The following is a 19,654-nucleotide window of genomic DNA, read 5'->3' as shown; positions in this document are numbered from 1 at the left end:
ACTGTAATATAATTACTAATCGTCTATTTCTGGCATTCAATACTTGCAGTTACTGCCAACAGCGGGTAACGTTGCGCCGTTTTAAATAATTTAAGGTGTTAAATTTTGATTTCTACAGCGAATATCACGCAGCAGTTTGGCTCAAAGCCACTTTTTGAAAACATCTCAGTCAAGTTTGGCGAAGGTAATCGCTACGGCCTAATTGGTGCGAATGGCTGTGGTAAATCAACATTTATGAAGATCCTAAGTGGTGAATTGGAGCCCACTGGCGGAAACGTTAGCTACGACCCGCAAGAGCGGGTGGCAAAACTGAACCAGGATCAATTCGCATATGAAGAATTTACGGTAATCGATACCGTCATCATGGGCTACAAAGAGCTTTGGGAAGTTAAAAAAGAGCGCGACAGAATTTACTCTTTACCTGAAATGAGTGAAGAAGAAGGCATGATCGTCGCTGACTTAGAAGTTAAGTTCGCCGAAATGGACGGCTACATGGCAGAGTCTAAAGCCGGTGAACTATTGCTTGCGGTTGGTATTCCGACCGAGCAACACTTTGGTTTAATGAGTGAAGTCGCACCGGGCTGGAAACTGCGTGTTCTATTGGCGCAAGTATTGTTTGCTGACCCGCACATCATGCTACTTGACGAACCAACCAACAACTTGGATATTGATACTATCCGCTGGTTGGAACACACACTGAACGAACGAAACTGCACGATGATCATCATTTCGCACGACCGTCACTTTTTAAACAGTGTATGTACGCATATGGCTGACTTAGATTATGGTGAGCTGCGTGTTTACCCAGGCAACTATGATGAATACATGACGGCAGCTTCACAAGCAAGAGAACGTCTACTTGCTGACAATGCGAAGAAAAAAGCCCAAATTGCTGAATTACAAACCTTCGTAGCGCGTTTCTCTGCGAATGCATCAAAAGCAAAGCAAGCAACATCACGTGCTAAACAAATTGACAAAATCCAACTTGATGAAGTTAAAGCCTCAAGTCGCCAAAACCCATTTATTCGATTTGAGCAATCTAAAGAGCTATTTAGAAACGCATTGGAAATTGAAAACTTATCGCAAGGCTTCGAAGAGGACTTATTCAGTCAATTCAATGGGATTTTCGAAGTTGGTGAGCGAGTGGCCATTATTGGTGAAAACGGTGTCGGTAAAACAACACTGCTCAATACGCTTGCAGGCCAATTACAGCAGCGTGATGGCACCTTTAAGTGGTCTGAAAACAGTAATATAGGTTACTACGCTCAAGACCACGCTGAAGACTTCGAAAAAGATATGGACCTAATGGAATGGATGGGGCAATGGCGTCAAGAAGGTGATGACGAGCAAGTGCTGCGCAGCTTTTTAGGTCGTATGTTGTTTTCACAAGACAGTATCAAGAAATCTGTAAAAGTGCTTTCAGGTGGTGAGCAAGGTCGTATGCTACTTGGTAAGTTAATGATGCATAAGCCAAATATTCTACTAATGGATGAGCCAACTAACCATATGGATATGGAATCAATTGAATCATTGAACACGGCGCTGGAGCAATACAAAGGAACACTGTTCTTCGTCTCTCACGACCGTGTTTTCGTAGACTCTCTTGCAACGCGTATTCTTGAAATAAAAGACAATAAAATCACAGATTTTAAGGGCACGTATTCTGAATTCTTAAAATTCAGAGGCATTGAAGATTGATCTATGTGGCGCGGCTAATCGCCGCGCCCATCTTCTCGTTATTAATGTTCAATAACATGCTGCTTTACTTGATGCTCAATCGTGTTAAATGCATTAATACATGGGTCACTGAGGCCACAATTTAGAAAATACACAATACTTACATCTAATTCTGGTACATATATGTTATTTGATATGTATCCGTGATTTCCGCCGTTATGATGGAAAACCGTATAACCATTAAACTCTTCTTTCCAAAGCCCTAATACATAATCTAAATTGGCTGATGCCTTCACTCGGCTAGTATCTCCTAACAACGCCTCTCGCTCAGCTTGCGAAAGCCAAGTGTCATCTTTAAAAATACTTCTCATGACTGTAGCAACATCTGTAACTGAAGAAGCCACCGGCGTTGAAGCAGCAGTCACTTGACTTAATATGGGGCCTGTATTTACAAATGTACCCGCTTGTTTTTCATACCCGGGAGTGAGCTGTGCAACTGAATTTTCAATGCCAACCGAAAAGGTATCACTAAGTGCTAACCTGTCTATGATTTTATCGCGCATCGCCAATGCATTAGGGTGACCCAGCACACTATCCATTATCATACCTGCGAGCACATAGTTACTGTTGGAGTATTTAACCCCGCCTCCAGGTTTAAAGTAGCCTGGCTGTCCATAGGCAAACTGTAGTAGGTGCTCATTAGAAATACCGCTTTTATAATTTGCCATGACAAATTCAACGTAAGCATCTTCACTGAGGGGATCGGAGTAGTTATAAATTCCGCTGCTGTGATTTAGCAACTGTCTGAGGGTGATTTGACCTGAATATTGTATTTGGCTAGTTATGTCATGTGGCAACCAATGGTCTATTGTCAGATCTAAGTCCAAGAGACCTTCTTCATGCAGTTGAACAGCCAATAACGCGGTAAATACTTTTCCACTACTTGCTAAATGGTAAACTGCATCTGGCTGCAAGGCCTCTAGTGTTGTTAAGTTGGCAAGACCTGCGCTTGCGGTAAACGAATCGCGGGGCGAAGAGACATGTAAAATAATGCCATGCACCTCATTTGAAATCAGGCTACTTATCAACGCTTGATAATCTAACTGTTTAGCCCCTTGCTGCTGTGATTGCTTCGTTTCTAGTTGTGCTTGAACGAGCGTATCTTGTTTGGAATTGCTGCCACAGGCACTAAGTCCAAACATAATCAGTGCAATCACAGTTTTGTATTTAAGTTGGTTCATATTGGTATCCATATCGTTTTTCATTTAAGTCAAGTATATGGCTCATCAAAAAATGAATACGTATCAGCTAGCTGCTGAATGTACCAATGTGTATCAACGTCAATTTGACACATAAAAAAAGGGCCATAAGCCCTTTTAAAACATAAATACCTTTACATCGACTTGCGTTTCTCAACCCAACGCGCGATATCTTGTTCAACCAAAGCCAGTGGACGAGCACCTTTTAAGAGAATCTCATCATGGAAAGAAGTCATATCAAACTTGTCTCCCAATGCCTGTTGCGCCTCTTTTCTAAGCGCTTCAAACTTAAGCATACCAAGCTTATAACCCAGTGCTTGACCAGGCCACGCAATGTATCGATCAATAGCCGGGACGACATCACTCATCGCTGACCCTGTTGCCTCAGCGAAGTAAGCAATGGCCTCTTCACGGCTCCATTTCTTGTAATGTAGTCCGGTATCGACCACTAGACGAGCGGCTCTGTAGGCTTCAGCTTGTAAACGACCCAAGTCACCAAATGGGTCATTTTCGTACATACCCATTTCATATGCGAGTAATTCAGAATACAGCGCCCATCCCTCGATATAGCCATTAAAAGAGGCATTTTGACGCATCAGTCCAATATCCGTTTGCAACATATTAAGTGCAATTTGGAAGTGGTGGCCTGGAACCGCTTCATGGTAAGTAAGCGTTTTTAAACCAAAACTAGGAACCGCTTTCATGTCTTTCAAGTTAATTGCGAAAACACCCGGGCGACTGCCGTCCAAGGATGGGCCGTAGTAATACCCACCAGGCGCGCCCGCCTCGACCTCAACAGGAATGCGTTTAACTTCAACCTTTTGCGGCGGCAAAGTCGAGAAATAGTGTGGCGCTTTCTCATTGATAACTTTGATTTCACCTCTTAAAAACTCTAATAACTCTTGGCGGCCCTCATCACTATCTGCAAACAGAAAGCGAGGCTCTTCATTAAGCAGCTGCATACGTTCGCTGACAGACCCTTTGGTATAGCCGTTAGCGCGTAAGATCTCGTCCATTCTGTTAGATATACGTTCGACTTCCGCTTTGCCAACTTCATGAATTTGCTCAGCGGTCATGTCCGAGTCAGCCAAATAAGTGATTGCATGTTGATAGAATGCTTCGCCATTTGGTTGCGCCCAGATACCCACTTTATCTGAGGCTTGCTTTTCTAGTACTTTCATTTCATGAGCGATGCGTTCGAATGCTGGGTAAACCTGATTAACCATCACATCTTGTGCCGCTTTGACATAATTATTTTTGGCTTGCTCACTTACACTATCAAGATTATTTAACTTGTCTTTGAAGGATGTAACCAAAACATGCTCGTTTGCAGCTGGCTGAGTATACCCATTTAAATATGCGAGCGTATTAGGAAACAGCGGCTTTGGAAGAATGACGCCACGCTTGGCATCCGCAAGTACTTTTTCTTTTACCTGATCCACCATGTTGGCAAAAGCAGATAAACGGTCGATGTAAGCTTTGGCATCTGCCTCGCTTTCAACGCCATGTTGGTTTTGCAGTACACCTGGTACATCCATCAGGGGCCCAGATATTTGGTTCACGATATAAGGTAAATGGCCACCCCAAGTGTCAACGTAACCCGCAGCGAAGACCTTATCGCCAGCATAATAACGTGCTATTACCTCATTTACTTGCACATGCAATAGGTCTTTGTCTGTCAACTTAGCTGTTTGAAGCTGCTTAAGTTGTTCAGCAGCACGCTCCATATCAATTTGTAATGCCTGCATGCCGGCCACAGAATAATCTGGTAACCTGTTCGCGTACACACCGTAATCTGCACTATCTAGCTTAAGTGACGTGGCCATAGCTGGCTGATGAGCGATAAACTCACGCGTATATTGCTCAACCACCTTATCAACATCTACACGGCTGAGTGTTTGCTGCGATGACATTTCATTGCTACTACTTAATTTACTCGATGTGGTTTCTTGTGCACATCCTGTTAGACCAATCATTACCGCTAAAGCGAGTGCGTTTAGCTTGTTCATGTGAGCTGCTCCCAGAGTATTTTTAACAATATTTCGGCTACAGAAATATCATATTTGTAGACAATATACAGCTATATGAGACAAGTATTGTATAGCATCTAACCACCGACAAACTCATGTTACAAAATAAGCAACAATTACAATTCCATAATCCTTAATTACATATTGAGACACATTCAAAAAAACACTTCAAGTAACTGTATTTACTAATTATAAAAATCAACAAAACGAACTCACAAAAATCCCTTGCGCTCAATCAAAGTTGAATAAGTGTATATTTAGGTACAATAATTTGCAGAAAATGGCTTCTAAAAACGCATCGCCCATTTGTAAATTTTATTTGATTTACAATTTGGGCCATAACTAAGGAAATTATGATGAAGTTTAAGCTCACTTCAATTGCTCTTGGGATAATGACATGTATTTCAGCTACTGCACTTGCACAAGATGCAAACGTACAAGGCGCCAGTGTCAAGCAATCTACCAGCTATGATTACTCTGATAACCAGCCGTGGAGCCAAATGCCCCCAGCGCAATTACGGCCCGTGCAAGTACCTCTGTTTATATCTATTGGTTTTGATGACAACGGCTCGAAAGAAGGAATGGATTGGATTATCAATTTTACCAAGCAATTGGAAAATGCCAATACCGCGAATAATGCAGCAACATTTGATGGCTCGCCAGTCAGATTCAGTTTCTACAACACGCCGTCATACATTGAGTCAATTGCAAACGACCCTGTCGGTATTAAACATGCGTGGCGTCAAGCTTGGTTAGACGGCCATGAAGTTGGCAACCACACATGGAGCCACCGCGATGGCGGCCCAGATACAAATAACTTTTCTGAACAAGAGTGGACAGAGGAGCTGAATATTACACAAACTTGGTTAAGTAAGCCGTTTGACCCCTATGAATTAAATTCGGGCGCAAATGACGCAGCAGGTCCAGGCATACCCGTAGGTGAAATTATTGGATTTAGAACGCCCTACCTTAATCATAACAACGCCCTTTTTTCAGCTTTAGTAAAGGGTAATTTCGTGTATGACACCAGTATAGAAGAGGGCTGGGGCAATCAATACAATGGCACCAATAACCCTTGGCCGTATACGATGAACAACGGAACACCAACGAAACGCGTTGGTAAGCCCGACGTAGGTAACTTCCCAGGGCTGTGGCAACTGCCTTCAAACGTTTTTGAGAAACCTTTTGGTGGGAAAATGGTCGCATTTGACACCAATATGTGGGTTGGCAGTGCAATGAGTAAAGACGAAGTTCTGGCGATTTTAAAACACAACTTACACTTAAGATTAGAGGGTAACCGCTCTCCTCTTCTATATGGCGCACACGCTAACATATATGCATCTGAATATGACAAAGGTGGTAGAGCAACAACTTATATTGAGCGCCAACAAGCGATCGAGGAGTTTATCCAGTATGCGTTAAGCTTAAAAGTAAATGGGCAACCAGTGGTACGTATCGTCCCATTTAAAGATATTGTTGAGTGGATGCGAAATCCAAAACCACTGACAGATGGAAAAGTAGTGACTGTGCAAAGTATTGGCGCCAGCCCTACCTTCATCCAAGGCAGCATTTATCGCAAAGGCGATCAGGTATATCATGATGGCAAATACTTTGAAGCCAAATGGTATGCAGACACTGCGCCTGGTGCACTCGCGGTAGACTATGATCCTTGGAAATTAATCACCAAAGAACAAGCAACTAAAGTCATGCACTTAGGGTCAGTGACCCCTAATGGTGACACGTATGGCGATGTGTTAGTTAGCCCAAGCAACGGGCAAACTTTCTTCTTTGAAGCGGCCGCTAATGCTCGAGTGAAAAGTGTAACGCTAAATGGTGTCAATATCGGGGCACTTACAGAATATACCTTTAAGGACCTCACCTCAAATCAGACACTGACCGTTGAGTTTGAAAGTAAATAATTGAAACAAGCCGCCTCTAGGCGGCTTTTGTAGCTCACTTTTTCAATATATATTTGCGCACAGCCTGGTTGTGCTCTTTTAGTGATTTAGAAAAGTAGTGCTCGCCGTTCCCTTTAGAAACAAAATAGAAATAGTCAGTGCTTTTTGGTTGTACCGCGGCCAACAGAGCATCTTGTGACGGCATTGCAATCGGTGTGGGTGGCAAGCCATTAATGCGATAAGTGTTGTAAGGGGTATGCTCTTTTAAATGGACACGTTTAATGTCACCGTTATATCTCTTGCCTAAACCATAAATAACCGTTGGATCTGTTTGAAGCCGCATTCCTTTATTCAGACGATTATGAAATACAGAGGATATGGTACTGCGTTCTGCAGCCTGACCCGACTCCTTTTCTATAATCGAGGCCAATATGAGCGCTTCATATTTATTTTTTAGTGGAATATCGGCATCTCTTTTAGCCCAAACATCATCAAGCTGACGTTTCATTTTATCATGGGCTCTAGTCAGTAAAGCTGATGCACTTGTCCCCCCCTCATAGTGATATGTTTCAGGGTACAACCACCCCTCCGGGTGTGCGTTTCCAAACTGAAAATGTGTCTTAACGTCAATTTTTGGTAGGTCAAAAACCAAAAACTCGCTCACTTTCAGCTTGTCAACAATAGCTTGATAGCTTTCACCTTCAATGATTGTAAAAGTGAAATCAGCCTTAATACCTTTGTTTATTTTGTTGATGGCTGACCATACTGTCAGAGAGGATACCTCATACACGCCAGCTTTGAGGGTAAAGTTGTTTGGATTTAACTTGCTGTACAATTTATAAGGCCAGCAACTCTGTAGCGCACCTGCTACTTGCCATTCTGTACATAACCTGTTGAATGTATCCCCGTTCTCTATTTGCACATATGTTTGGTTAAGAGACAAAGGCTCGTTATGTACCCGATCATATAGACTGTAACTCAAAAAAATAACAATGGAGGCTAGCAATGCAATAGCAAACAACAAATAGCGGATCATTCAGGTGCTTCTATCTCTTCTTTTAATTGCAAAGCAGTTTGCACATCAAATATTTGTTTGTCTAGCGATTTCACTGGCACTAGGCCCATCAAACTGTTGCATATATAGATGGCATCTGCGTGCACCAAATCTTGGCGCTGTATTCTTCGCTCTGTCACTTCGACCTGGCTGCACATATAGCGTAAATAGACCCCAGATATACCACACATATCCAATTTTGGCGTAAACACGCTACCATTTTTAACAACTAGAATATTACTTGCTGAACTTTCGATTATGTTGCCTGCAATATCTTCAACCAAAACATCGTCAAACAAACTATTTTGTGCAGCTTGCTTAATCATAACTTGCTCTAAACGATTGAGTGTTTTAAGGCCTGCAAACAAAGGTTGGTGTCCCAGCTGTATGTCACTATAACCAAGCGATACTCCGTTCTTTTTCCAGTCCTCATAATGACTTGGGAGGTCGCCTTGGGTAATAATAATTTTCGGAGTTGGATTTGCTGGCACGCCATAACCTCTGCCACCACACCCCCGAGTAATCAATACTTTTAAAAAGCCTGATTGGCATTGTTTGACTGCTTCTTGACATTGACTCGTCAAGCGCTTGTAATCCAAAGCAGGAAAGCCTAACCGTTGTTCACACTCTTGGAGTCGTATAAGATGATAATCCCACAGAGCCAGAGCACCAGAGTCAATTTTAACCGTTGTAAAAAAACCGTCTCCGTAGTTTAAGCCGCGATCTTTGTGACTCACATCCATATATTCCTCCAGAAATAAAAAAGCCCGGCTACGCCAGGCTTATCTTGCTCACTTTGCTTACTTAAATCTTTTTAAATAACAATGAGCCGTTTGTTCCACCAAAACCAAACGAGTTACACAAAGCGTAATCAAGCTTAGCGTCTCGAGCTGTATGAGGAACATAATCTAAATCACACCCTTCATCAGGGTTGTCTAGGTTAATTGTTGGTGATACTTTTTGGTCAACTAAAGACAAGATGCTGATAATCGACTCAACTGAGCCTGCTGCACCTAATAAATGACCCATCATCGATTTAGACGAACTAACCATTACATTCTTCGCGGCATCGCCAAAAATTGATTTCACCGCTGAAGTCTCAGCAATGTCACCTGCAGGAGTTGATGTACCATGTGCGTTAATATAACCGATTTGCTCAGCGTTAACACCAGCATCGTTTAACGCATTTTCCATAGCCAGTGCAGCACCAGAACCATCTTCTGGTGGAGATGTCATATGGTAAGCGTCGCCACTCATACCAAAACCAACAAGTTCGGCATAAATCTTCGCACCACGCGCTTTAGCATGTTCGTACTCTTCGAGTACAATTACACCAGCGCCATCTGCTAGTACAAATCCATCACGGTCTTTATCCCAAGGGCGTGAGGCCGCTTGCGGATCGTCATTGCGAGTTGAAAGCGCACGAGCGGCACTAAATCCACCCATACCAATCGGAGTTGATGCTTTTTCAGCACCACCTGCAACCATTGCGTCTGCATCGCCGTATGCAATCATACGTGCTGCGTGACCAATGTTATGCAAGCCAGTTGTACAAGCCGTCACGATTGAGATATTCGGGCCTCTTAGTCCATGCATGATGGAAAGGTGACCTGAAATCATGTTAATGATTGTCGAAGGCACATAAAACGGAGAAAGCTTACGAGGACCGCTTGCAATTAATTTGTGGTGGTTTTCTTCAATAAGCGTTAGACCACCAATACCTGAGCCCACTGCAACACCTACACGAGCTGCGTTTTGCTCAGTGATCTCTAAACCTGAATCCTTTAATGCTTGGACACCAGCTGCGATACCATACTGAATAAACAAGTCCATTTTTTTTGTGTCTTTTTTGGACATGTATTCTGTCGCATCAAAGTCGTTAACTAAGCCAGCAAACTTAGTTCCAAAACTCGATGTATCAAAATGCGTGATATTTGAAATGCCACTGCGACCTTCTAACAGGCCTTGCCAGGTTGACTGAACATCATTACCTAGCGGCGTCAACATACCTAAGCCAGTTACTACGACTCGACGTTTAGCCACGGTTTCCTCCAAAAAGGGATTTGAAATTTTGCGGGGGTAGAATGAATGAGGGCAGCGAGTGCTGCCCTTCAGATCCGTTAATTACTCAGCGTGAGCAGTAACGTAGTCGATCGCTGCCTGAACAGTAGTGATTTTCTCAGCTTCTTCATCAGGGATCTCAGTATCGAACTCTTCTTCTAGAGCCATTACTAGCTCGACAGTATCAAGAGAATCAGCACCTAGGTCGTCTACGAAAGACGCTTCAGATTTAACTTCTTCTTCTTTAACACCTAGTTGTTCAACGATGATTTTTTTTACGCGTTCTTGGATGTCGCTCATTCTTCTTTCCTTTATTAAAACGCTTTTGCGTTAATTTTCAGATTGCGGCGTAGTTTACGGCGCATCATGTATTGATTCAAGGATTGACTATGACTTTTTTGTCTGGTCAAACCTGTTACGAAATATTTTTTTACTTTATCGCCTATTTTAAGGCCAATATCAAGCTTGTTTGCGGCAAGATCACAAAAATTTAAATTAAATTGTAATCTTTAAACCATGTACATCGCGCCATTAACATGCAACGTTTCACCAGAAATATACGCTGCTGCATCTGAAGCTAGGTATGCAACTGCTGCTGCGATCTCTTCAGGTTGACCCAAACGCGCTGCAGGAACGTTTGCAAGCGTTGCTGCTTTTTGTTCTTCTGTCAGCTCGTCTGTCATATCTGTCTTGATAAAGCCAGGTGCAATAACATTAACTGTAATACCACGAGAAGCAACCTCACGCGCAAGTGATTTAGAAAAACCAATTACACCCGCTTTAGCTGCTGCATAGTTAGCTTGACCAGCATTACCCATAGTACCAACTACAGAACCGATATTGATGATACGGCCACACTTCTTCTTCATCATTGGACGAAGCACAGCTTTTGATAAACGATAGATTGCACTTAAATTAGTGTCAATAATATCTGTCCACTCATCATCTTTCATACGCATAAGTAGATTATCGCGAGTGATACCAGCATTGTTGACTAGTACATCAACATCACCAAAATCAGCTTTGATCTGCTTCAATACAGTATCAATTGACTCAACATCAGTGACGTTTAATTTATAACCTTTACCGTTTTCACCAAGGTACTCACTGATTTTTTCAGCACCAGAATCACTAGTAGCAGTACCTAGTACAGTAGCACCTTGTGCTACAAGAGTTTGAGCAACCGATTTACCAATACCTCTACTCGCACCGGTAACTAGAACAATTTTACCTTGTAAATCAAATATATTTGACATTTCTCTTCTCTGTTATTCCGCACTATCTACTGACGCAACATCATTAACGGCAGCACATTTAACTGATTTATCGATTCGTTTAGCTAACCCTGTAAGAACTTTGCCTGGGCCAAATTCAAACGCAGTTGTTACACCATCTGCAGCTAGTTTTTGTACTGTTTCAGTCCAACGCACTGGGCTGAACAGCTGTCTAACCAACGCATCTTTAATTTCTGTTGCACTTTTAGCTACTGCAACATCGACGTTATTAATAACTGGATATTTAGGTTCAGAAAACTCTAACGCAGCAAGATCGTCAGCTAAGCGCTCTGCTGCTGGTTTCATTAGCTCACAGTGTGAAGGCACACTTACAGCCAGTGGTAATGCGCGTTTTGCACCAGCTTCTTTACAAGCTTCACTAGCACGTTCTACAGCTTCTTTGTGGCCTGCGATGACAACCTGACCAGGTGAATTGTAGTTTACAGGTGAAACTACTTGACCCTGCGCAGCATCATTACAAGTTTTAGCGATTACTTCGTCATCCAAACCGATAATTGCCGCCATTGAACCAGTACCAGCCGGTACAGCTTCTTGCATGTAAAGCCCACGCTTTTCTACCAACTTTACAGCCTCAGCTAAGCTGATTACTTCAGCACAAACCAGCGCCGAATACTCACCTAAGCTATGGCCAGCTAGCACTAATTCAGCGTCAACATTTTTTGCAGCCCAGTGGCGAAAGATTGCCACACTAGCCGTAAGTAAAGCTGGCTGTGTTTTATGTGTTTTGTTTAACTCTTCTTCAGGACCATTCAGTACCAAAGCTTGAAGATCATACCCAAGCGCCTCTGACGCCTCAGCGAAAGTACCTTGTACGATCTCAGAAGACTCTAATAACTCTGACAACATGCCAACGCTCTGCGAGCCTTGACCAGGAAAAAGTAAAGCTATTTTTTGTGACATACGATGCTCTTTTAACTCGTTCTTTAAATTGCATACCAACTAAATTGCGCGCTTTAACATAGGCTGCAGATATAAGCAGTATGACTATTATCTCCAGACTCAACTTACACTAACGACAAAAAGCAACGCTACAGCCATTCAATTAATGATGACTGATTGAAGTTTCTTTAGTTTCTGCCATTTTTTCAAAAGCGGTCTGTATTTTTTCGGGAATGCGTCGATTAACCTCTCTAACAGCTTCATCGATCGCTGCTAAAAATGCCTTATTCGAAGCATTTCCATGACTTTTGACGACAATACCACGCAATCCTACCAGACTTGCCCCGTTATACTGGTCGGGGTTCACCTTTTTATAGAGTTTTTTTATCACTGGGCGTAGTAAAAATGCAAGAACCTTGTAAAAAAAGTGTTTTTTGAGTGCATTCGTGAATTTTAGCATGATAAGTTTGGCAATTCCCTCACATGTTTTAAGCGCGATATTGCCCACAAATCCCTCACAAACGATAACGTCCGACTTACCAGAGAAGATATCACTACCTTCAGAGTAGCCCTGATAGTTGATGTGTTCACACTCGCACATCAGTTTTGCAGCCTGCTTAATACCGTCATGCCCTTTTATGTCTTCAGCACCTATGTTTAATAAGCTGACCTTAGGGTGAGGTTTGTCGAGTGCTTCACCGGCAACAATCGAGCCCATAATGGCAAATTGAAACAGGGTTTCTGGATCACACAGTACATTTGCACCGAGATCAAGCAAATAGACGGGTTGTTTCTTCTCGGTAGGCATCGATGTTATCAATGCTGGCCGCTTTATTCCTGGTAGCATTTTTAATACATAATGCGCCATGGAAAGTAGTGCACCTGTGTTGCCAGAACTTACACAAGCTTGCGCCTGACCAGCTTTTACTAAATCAAGTGCAATACGCATCGAAGAATTTCTTTTATTTCTTAATGCATGTGCTGGTTCGCAGTTATTTGTTACTACTTGCTCGCAGTGTTTGACGATTAGTCTGGGATGTTCGAGGTGATTTTCTTTTTGTAGTGCTTGGCGCAAAACATCTTCATTACCACAAAGCAATAAAGTTAAATTGGGATATTTCTGCACGGCAAGAATAGCCGCTGGAATAGATGAACGGGGGCCGTAATCGCCCCCCATCATATCTAACGCGATGGTTAGATTAGTCAGCATCAAGCAATCTCTTACTTAGAAATTACTTTAACGCCTTTGTAGTAACCATCAGCAGTTACGTGGTGACGACGATGAGTCTCACCAGAAACTTGGTCTACAGTTAAAGCTGGTCCGCTGATAGCATCGTGTGAACGACGCATGCCACGACGTGAACGTGTCACTTTGCTTTTTTGTACCGCCATTAGCCTTCTCCTAAGAATCTTTCTTAAGTTGTTTTAAAATCTCAAATGGATTTGGTTTAGTTTCTTCTGCATCAATTTCACCAAAGCTCGCAGGCTTATCCGAAAAAGAACATGAAGCTTCGTCATGCATAGGAACTATTGGAATCGCTAAAATCAATTCGTCTTCGATCATTTCTCGAAGATTGATTTCACCTTCTTCATTTAACTCCACCACATCGTAGCTTTCAGGAAGATCTTCCGACTCTGCACCTAATCCGACTGGCGAATACGCAAAGTCTTGAGCCAAATCCAACCCTAAATCATCATTACAACGCTGACACACCACGGTCAGTTTAGCTCGAGCTGAGCCTCGAACAACTACCAAACCTTGCTGATCAATATCGCAATGAATAGTTACCGCTATTTCACCTACCTGATCCTGCACAACTTGCTGCAGTCGAGAAAGTTCTTCAAGCTTCACAATGCCGTCATAACTAGCTCGGCGCTGTGCTGCTCTGCCTGGATCAAGAGTGATGGGAATTTTCACCTTTTGCATAGGGGCTGCATCATATAGATTGTTAGTGGTTTAGTCAAAGTAAAAATAAACTTTCCTATTGTTTTTCGCCTACTAACGCTTATCCTTGTGTAAATTCTTTCGTTCAGGTACCAATAGGCTTATGAACACACCTCTTATATTAGCTTCTAGCTCTCCTTTTAGGCAGCAAATTTTAAAAAAATTAGGTCTTTCGTTTGAACATTTCTCGCCAGACATTGATGAGTCGCCCATTGCAGATGAAACACCGCAAGATTTAGTTCACAGGCTAAGTGAGCTAAAAGCAAAATCTGCACTTTCTCGATATGAAAGCGGTATTGTGATTGGTTCAGACCAAGTCGCTGTTTTTGATGGCCAGATTTTGGGTAAGCCCCATACCAAAGACAAAGCCATCGCACAATTGAGCATGTTTAGTGGGCAGACAGTCACCTTCTACACAAGCCTTAGCCTTTACTCAATTGATAAAGATGAGCATATCACCAAAGTAGTCCCATTCCATGTTCATTTTAGACAGCTCTCTCAAACCCAAATAGAGAACTATCTAGATAAAGAAACGCCCTATAATTGCGCTGGTAGCTTTAAAAGTGAAGGACTGGGTATTTGCTTGTTTGAAAAGTTAGAGGGGGAAGACCCAAATACGTTAATTGGCCTCCCACTTATCGAATTAACCAAATCACTAGAGCACTTTGGCATAGATGTATTAGGCTAGTGCCTCAATAAGTTGCTCAAACTCATTTGCAATAAAGTATGCCGCTGTTGCTTCGAGCTGCTCGTAAGAAGCAACACCTAGTGTCACACCAATTGCCGCAATGCCGGCTTGGCGTGCCATTTCCATGTCGATAATTGTGTCCCCAACCATGACAACGTCTTCTGGTTCTACTCCTAGCTCTGCCATTATTTGGTACAGCATATCAGGGCTTGGTTTTGACTCCGCCTCATCTGCAGTCCGAGTCGTTATGAAGTAATCTTCAAGACCCGTTTCGACCAACAAACGGTTGAGACCCTGACGGCTTTTACCTGTTGCAACCGCAATTTGAACACCCTGCTCGGCTAAAAACTTAAGCACTTTTTCAACACCATCGAACAACTTAGTTGGTGTTGAATCTACTTCTTTATATATATGCTTGTACGCGCTCGCTAACTCCATACTGCGATGTGCTTCCGCAGGGAATAACGTTGCTAGGGCAGTTTCTAAAGATAGGCCAATAATGCTTTTAGTATCTTCTTCGCTTGCTCTTGGGATCGCATGCTGATCGGCCACTCTATTTATCGTGTTTACTATCTTAGGTACCGTATCCATCACTGTTCCGTCCCAATCCAGTATGACGAGTTTATACTTCATCAGAGTCCCTTAATGTTTTTAAGCACGCTGTTAATGCATTATCAAGCGGCGCTTCAACATGTAGCGTCGTTTCAGTTTTCGGGTGCAAGAAGCGCAGTTCACGAGCATGAAGGAACAAGCGGCCAAGGCCTTTCTTACGCATTTGCGCATCAAACGCTTGATCACCGTACTTATCATCACAGGCTATCGGATGCCCTTTACATTGTGTATGCACACGGATCTGGTGGGTACGACCAGTAACAGGTGAAGCTTGTACGAGCGTTGCGCCAGTAAAGCGCTCTAAAACTCTAAATCGGGTATGAGAAGCCTTCCCTTCCTCTTGGTCTACGCGTACGACTCGCTCGCCTGATTTTAAGGTATTTTTCCTGAGCGGTTCTGTTACATTTTTGTGCTTAGCAGACCACTCCCCAGCTACCAATGCCCAATAGTTTTTCTCCATTGTTTTCTCGCGCAATTGCTCATGAAGTCCTTTTAACACAGCGCGTTTTTTAGAAATCAGTAGGCACCCTGACGTATCTCTATCTAGCCTGTGAACCAGTTCCAAGGATTTTTCTTGTGGTCGCAATGCACGAATAGCTTCAATAAGGCCGTAGCTTAATCCGCTGCCACCATGCACCGCCATTCCTGAAGGTTTATTTATAACAATCAGATACTTGTCTTCATACAATATACATTCTTCTAGGCTGGCAACCTTATCCAAGTTCTTTGGCACAAACTCGTTTTTTTCCGCAGTTTTGATAGGGGGGATCCTAACTACATCATCAATCTGCAGCTTATAAACTGGTTTTACCCGCTTTTTATTAACGCGTACCTCACCCTTTCTTAAGATCTTATAAACGGCACTTTTTGGCACCCCTTTTAAGTGCGTTACCAAAAAGTTATCAATACGTTGACCTAACTGATCTTCGGTGATGGTTACAAAGGTAACTTGTAAAGCATTCTTTTCTGACATTGCCTAATCACTGATTTGAGTAATAATTTAGTTGCTATCACACAGTTATTAATGGGATAATCGCCTCGCAAACTTTGCGAGCATTGCTTTTTATCGCAAATATACTGTCGTGATGCACATCTTGGGTGGAGGATCATACAGATCAGAGCTAATATTTCCAAAGCTTTTATCTCCGACTCAAGACAATTATTACGTGTGATTGGCTCAAGGTGAAGCGTGTAACAGTTCATCAAATACGGCCATACACGACAAACAAGTAAATAGAAGCAAAATTATCGTGTCTTGTGTAGATTTGCGGGTTTGTTTAACCCGAGCGAGTTCTGTAGGCAAAGTGAAAGCTAATTTTTAACCCGCCTTTGAGATGAATCAGGCAGTAAGTGTTAAGACAGACTAAGTTCCCTTCTCCCCAGTCGTGAGACTGCATCAGTAACTGGAACAAAATAAACAGCCTGCATTGGCGCACAAGAATGGTGTAAGTTAAATTTACCTGACCAAAATAAAGTAAAAAGTTGGTAGGTAAATAAAGTAAATAGAGTACATAAGAATATGAAACGCATGCTAATCAATGCGACGCAGCAAGAAGAAATGCGCGTTGCACTGGTTGATGGCCAGCGTCTATACGATCTAGATATAGAGAGCCCTGGTCACGAACAAAAGAAAGCCAATATTTATAAAGGCAAAATCACTCGAATCGAACCCTCACTTGAAGCAGCATTTGTTAATTACGGTGCAGAGCGTCATGGCTTCCTTCCTCTTAAAGAAATCGCTAAAACATACTTCCCTGAAGGTTATACCTTCAATGGCCGTCCTAACATCAAAGATGTGATCCAAGAAGGTCAAGAAGTCATTGTTCAAGTTGACAAAGAGGAACGTGGGCAAAAAGGCGCGGCTTTAACCACTTTCATCAGTGTTGCAGGCAGTTATTTGGTACTCATGCCAAACAACCCTCGTGCTGGCGGTATTTCAAGACGTATCGAAGGTGATGAGCGTATTGAGCTGAAAGAAGCTTTAAGCCGCTTAAAACTCCCTAAAGGCATGGGCCTTATCGTGCGTACAGCTGGTGTTGGTAAGTCTTTTGAAGAATTAGAGTACGATTTAAAAACCTTGCTGAGCCACTGGCAAAAAATTCAAGAAGCCGCCGATAATCGCAAAGCTCCGTTCTTGATCCACCAAGAAAGCAATGTGATTTTCAGAGCGATCAGAGATTATTTGCGTCGTGATATTGGCGAAATCCTGATTGACAAGCAGCGCGTATTTGACGAGGCAACAGCCCACATTGAAGGGTTTAGACCAGACTTTATCAATCGCGTTAAGCTGTACAAAAATGATGTGCCACTGTTCACCCACTATCAAATTGAAAGTCAAATAGAGTCAGCTTTTCAGCGTGAAGTGAGACTTCCTTCTGGTGGTTCAATTGTTATTGACCCTACAGAAGCGCTTACATCTATCGATATCAACTCGTCAAAGGCAACAAAAGGCGGCGATATTGAAGAAACAGCACTCAATACAAACTTAGAAGCCGCGGATGAAATCGCGAGACAACTTAGGCTACGTGACCTAGGTGGTTTAATTGTCATCGACTTTATCGATATGACACCACCTCGCCACCAAAGAGAAGTGGAGAATCGCTTAAAAGAAGCTGTACGAGCTGATAGAGCCCGAGTACAAATTGGTAAAATCTCTCGATTTGGCCTACTTGAAATGTCACGTCAGCGTTTGCGCCCTTCTTTGGGTGAAGCTAGCCAACACACGTGTCCACGTTGTAGTGGTCAAGGCACTATTCGTTCAAACGAGTCTATTGCGCTTTCTATTCTAAGATTGATAGAAGAAGAAGCAATTAAAGAGAATACAGCTCAAGTTAACGCGCAAGTACCAGTGAAAGTTGGTTCGTATTTATTAAACGAAAAGCGCCGTGCTGTTCAACGAATTGAAAAACGACACAATTGCCATGTTGTTATTATTCCGAATCAACATTTAGAAACACCTCATTATGAAGTCGTTCGCCTTCGTAAAGATGATGTACCAGAGCTTGCAAGCTACGAGCAAGTTGCCGAGCCTGAAGCTGAAACTGTTGAAATTCAGATGGCACCTGTGGTTCAAAAAGAGGAACCTGCTCTGAAAGGAGTTGTGGTCCCATCCTCTCCAGCACCAACTACCCAACCTGCGACTGCAAAGCCAGCAGCGAAGTCTACGCCGGCCAAAAAAGCAGAACCAAAGGCAAGCTTACTATCTCGCGTGGGAAGCTGGTTAAAAGGCCTATTCTCTACTGAAGAAGAGCAGCCGAAAGAAGAAGAGAAAAAGACACATAACAAGCGTCGTGGTAAGCAAGATAATCGCCGCCGTAATCAACGTCGTAAGGGTAAAGGTCGCAATGAATCGCAAAAAGACGTTAATGCGTCTAATGATTCATCTAAAAACGATGTTAAAGAGCGCAATGAAACACAAGAGCGTTCTGAAAATCGAAATAAGCGTCGTCGCCAAAACAATCGCAAACGCTCTGATGCTGATAAAGCTAAAAACGTAGCTGCAAATGAGCAAAAAGATGAAGTGCAACAGGAAGCAAAAGAGAAGCCTGTTAAGCAGCGCCGCCAAAGACGTAATCTGCGTAAAAAAGTGAGAGTTGCTTCAGAACAGCAAGAAACTCAATCTACGAATGACGTAAAGCAAAATGTCTCTGAGCCTGAAGCACCTACGAAAGTAGAACAAGCCACTGCCGTTGAATCTACCCCGGTATCTGAACCTAAGCAGCTTGCTGCGGAAACGGTTACAGAGACGAAGGTAGTGAAACAGGATCATGACACGCCTAATGAGTCAGAGGCGGTTCAACCACAAGTGGAAGAAAACGCATCTCCTGCTGAAACTGCTGAAACTTCACAATCAGGCGAACAGCCTCAAGCAGGTCAAAATGAAGAAGACATGCAAGGTGATAAACGCGAAGCGAAAACGCGTTCTAGACGCTCTCCTCGCCACTTGCGAGCTGCGGGACAACGTCGTAAGCGTAGTGATGGGCCAAACCGCTCTTCAACGCCTGCGTTTGTGCCTGTTGCTGATCAGGCCGCAGCTGAGTTTGAAGCGCAGCAACGCGTAGAAACAGTCGCGCCGGCTGCACAAAATGCTGCTGATTCTGCACACGCTGAAGAAACTGTTGCAGCTGAACAAGTAGAAGCACCTGTTGCTGAGCCTGTTGCAGCTGAACAAGCAGAAGCACCTAGTGCTGAGCCTGTTGTAGCTGAACAAACAGAAGCACCTGTTGCTGAGCCTGTTGTGGCTGAACAAGCAGAAG

Annotated in this window: 17 protein-coding genes; 4 read left to right on the top strand and 13 right to left on the bottom strand. The window is 43.0% G+C overall.

The window, feature by feature from the left end; all coding sequences use genetic code 11:
- Nucleotides 1-105: 105 nt before the first annotated feature.
- Nucleotides 106-1,698 carry an ABC-F family ATPase gene (locus N480_RS23595; RefSeq protein WP_063374890.1) on the top strand — a complete coding sequence of 531 codons (1,593 nt, stop codon included), beginning with the start codon at nucleotides 106-108 and terminating at the stop codon, nucleotides 1,696-1,698.
- Nucleotides 1,699-1,739: 41 nt separating this feature from the next.
- Here N480_RS23595 and N480_RS23590 read toward each other — a convergent pair whose 3' ends face one another.
- Nucleotides 1,740-2,918, bottom strand: coding sequence for a serine hydrolase domain-containing protein (locus tag N480_RS23590; protein WP_196761547.1), 1,179 nt, complete (start codon nucleotides 2,916-2,918; stop codon nucleotides 1,740-1,742).
- A 152-nt stretch (nucleotides 2,919-3,070) separates the two neighbouring features.
- Nucleotides 3,071-4,945 carry a DUF885 domain-containing protein gene (locus N480_RS23585; RefSeq protein ID WP_063374888.1) on the bottom strand — a complete coding sequence of 625 codons (1,875 nt, stop codon included), beginning with the start codon at nucleotides 4,943-4,945 and terminating at the stop codon, nucleotides 3,071-3,073.
- A 374-nt stretch (nucleotides 4,946-5,319) separates the two neighbouring features.
- Between N480_RS23585 and N480_RS23580 the strand changes: the two genes are divergently transcribed.
- Nucleotides 5,320-6,885: a polysaccharide deacetylase family protein gene (locus tag N480_RS23580; protein WP_155732945.1), complete on the top strand. Its 1,566-nt coding sequence runs from the start codon at nucleotides 5,320-5,322 to the stop codon at nucleotides 6,883-6,885.
- 34 nt (nucleotides 6,886-6,919) lie between these two features.
- Here the strand turns inward: N480_RS23580 and mltG are convergent, their stop codons facing one another.
- From mltG to yceD, 9 genes are all read right to left on the bottom strand, one after another.
- Nucleotides 6,920-7,900, bottom strand: a complete 981-nt coding sequence (mltG, locus tag N480_RS23575) for an endolytic transglycosylase MltG (RefSeq protein ID WP_063374886.1) — start codon at nucleotides 7,898-7,900, stop codon at nucleotides 6,920-6,922.
- Entirely contained in the window at nucleotides 7,897-8,661 is a 765-nt protein-coding gene (pabC, locus tag N480_RS23570; protein WP_063374885.1) for an aminodeoxychorismate lyase, read from the bottom strand. Before pabC ends, mltG begins: the two co-directional genes overlap by 4 nt.
- 61 nt (nucleotides 8,662-8,722) lie before the next feature.
- Nucleotides 8,723-9,961, bottom strand: a complete 1,239-nt coding sequence (gene fabF / locus N480_RS23565; protein ID WP_063374884.1) for a beta-ketoacyl-ACP synthase II — start codon at nucleotides 9,959-9,961, stop codon at nucleotides 8,723-8,725.
- A gap of 81 nt (nucleotides 9,962-10,042) precedes the next feature.
- Nucleotides 10,043-10,279, bottom strand: a complete 237-nt coding sequence (gene acpP / locus N480_RS23560; protein WP_010374019.1) for an acyl carrier protein — start codon at nucleotides 10,277-10,279, stop codon at nucleotides 10,043-10,045.
- Nucleotides 10,280-10,488: 209 nt separating this feature from the next.
- Nucleotides 10,489-11,235 carry a 3-oxoacyl-ACP reductase FabG gene (fabG, locus tag N480_RS23555; protein WP_063374883.1) on the bottom strand — a complete coding sequence of 249 codons (747 nt, stop codon included), beginning with the start codon at nucleotides 11,233-11,235 and terminating at the stop codon, nucleotides 10,489-10,491.
- Nucleotides 11,236-11,247: 12 nt separating this feature from the next.
- Nucleotides 11,248-12,174 carry an ACP S-malonyltransferase gene (fabD, locus tag N480_RS23550; RefSeq protein WP_063374882.1) on the bottom strand — a complete coding sequence of 309 codons (927 nt, stop codon included), beginning with the start codon at nucleotides 12,172-12,174 and terminating at the stop codon, nucleotides 11,248-11,250.
- Nucleotides 12,175-12,316: 142 nt separating this feature from the next.
- Nucleotides 12,317-13,363 carry a phosphate acyltransferase PlsX gene (plsX, locus tag N480_RS23545; RefSeq protein ID WP_063374881.1) on the bottom strand — a complete coding sequence of 349 codons (1,047 nt, stop codon included), beginning with the start codon at nucleotides 13,361-13,363 and terminating at the stop codon, nucleotides 12,317-12,319.
- 11 nt (nucleotides 13,364-13,374) lie between these two features.
- A complete protein-coding gene (gene rpmF / locus N480_RS23540) occupies nucleotides 13,375-13,545 on the bottom strand; it encodes a 50S ribosomal protein L32 (RefSeq protein ID WP_023400289.1) in 171 nt (56 codons plus the stop codon).
- Nucleotides 13,546-13,555: 10 nt separating this feature from the next.
- Nucleotides 13,556-14,080, bottom strand: coding sequence for a 23S rRNA accumulation protein YceD (yceD, locus tag N480_RS23535; RefSeq protein ID WP_063374880.1), 525 nt, complete (start codon nucleotides 14,078-14,080; stop codon nucleotides 13,556-13,558).
- 121 nt (nucleotides 14,081-14,201) lie between these two features.
- Between yceD and N480_RS23530 the strand changes: the two genes are divergently transcribed.
- Complete coding sequence (locus N480_RS23530) at nucleotides 14,202-14,786, top strand: Maf family protein (protein ID WP_063374879.1); 585 nt, start codon at nucleotides 14,202-14,204, stop codon at nucleotides 14,784-14,786.
- Here the strand turns inward: N480_RS23530 and N480_RS23525 are convergent.
- Nucleotides 14,778-15,419, bottom strand: a complete 642-nt coding sequence (locus N480_RS23525) for an HAD-IA family hydrolase (protein ID WP_063374878.1) — start codon at nucleotides 15,417-15,419, stop codon at nucleotides 14,778-14,780. The two genes, N480_RS23530 and N480_RS23525, sit on opposite strands and share 9 nt — an antisense overlap.
- Nucleotides 15,409-16,371, bottom strand: a complete 963-nt coding sequence (gene rluC / locus N480_RS23520) for a 23S rRNA pseudouridine(955/2504/2580) synthase RluC (RefSeq protein WP_063374877.1) — start codon at nucleotides 16,369-16,371, stop codon at nucleotides 15,409-15,411. Before rluC ends, N480_RS23525 begins: the two co-directional genes overlap by 11 nt.
- Nucleotides 16,372-16,917: 546 nt before the next feature.
- On the opposite strand from rluC, the gene rne reads away from it, so the two are divergent.
- A partial coding sequence (gene rne / locus N480_RS23515) for a ribonuclease E (protein WP_155732944.1) occupies nucleotides 16,918-19,654 on the top strand: 2,737 nt, incomplete at its 3' end.

Source organism: Pseudoalteromonas luteoviolacea S2607 (assembly GCF_001625575.1).
In the GTDB taxonomy this organism is placed as follows: Bacteria; Pseudomonadota; Gammaproteobacteria; order Enterobacterales; family Alteromonadaceae; genus Pseudoalteromonas; species Pseudoalteromonas luteoviolacea_E.
This window is presented reverse-complemented; position numbering and strand designations above follow the sequence as displayed.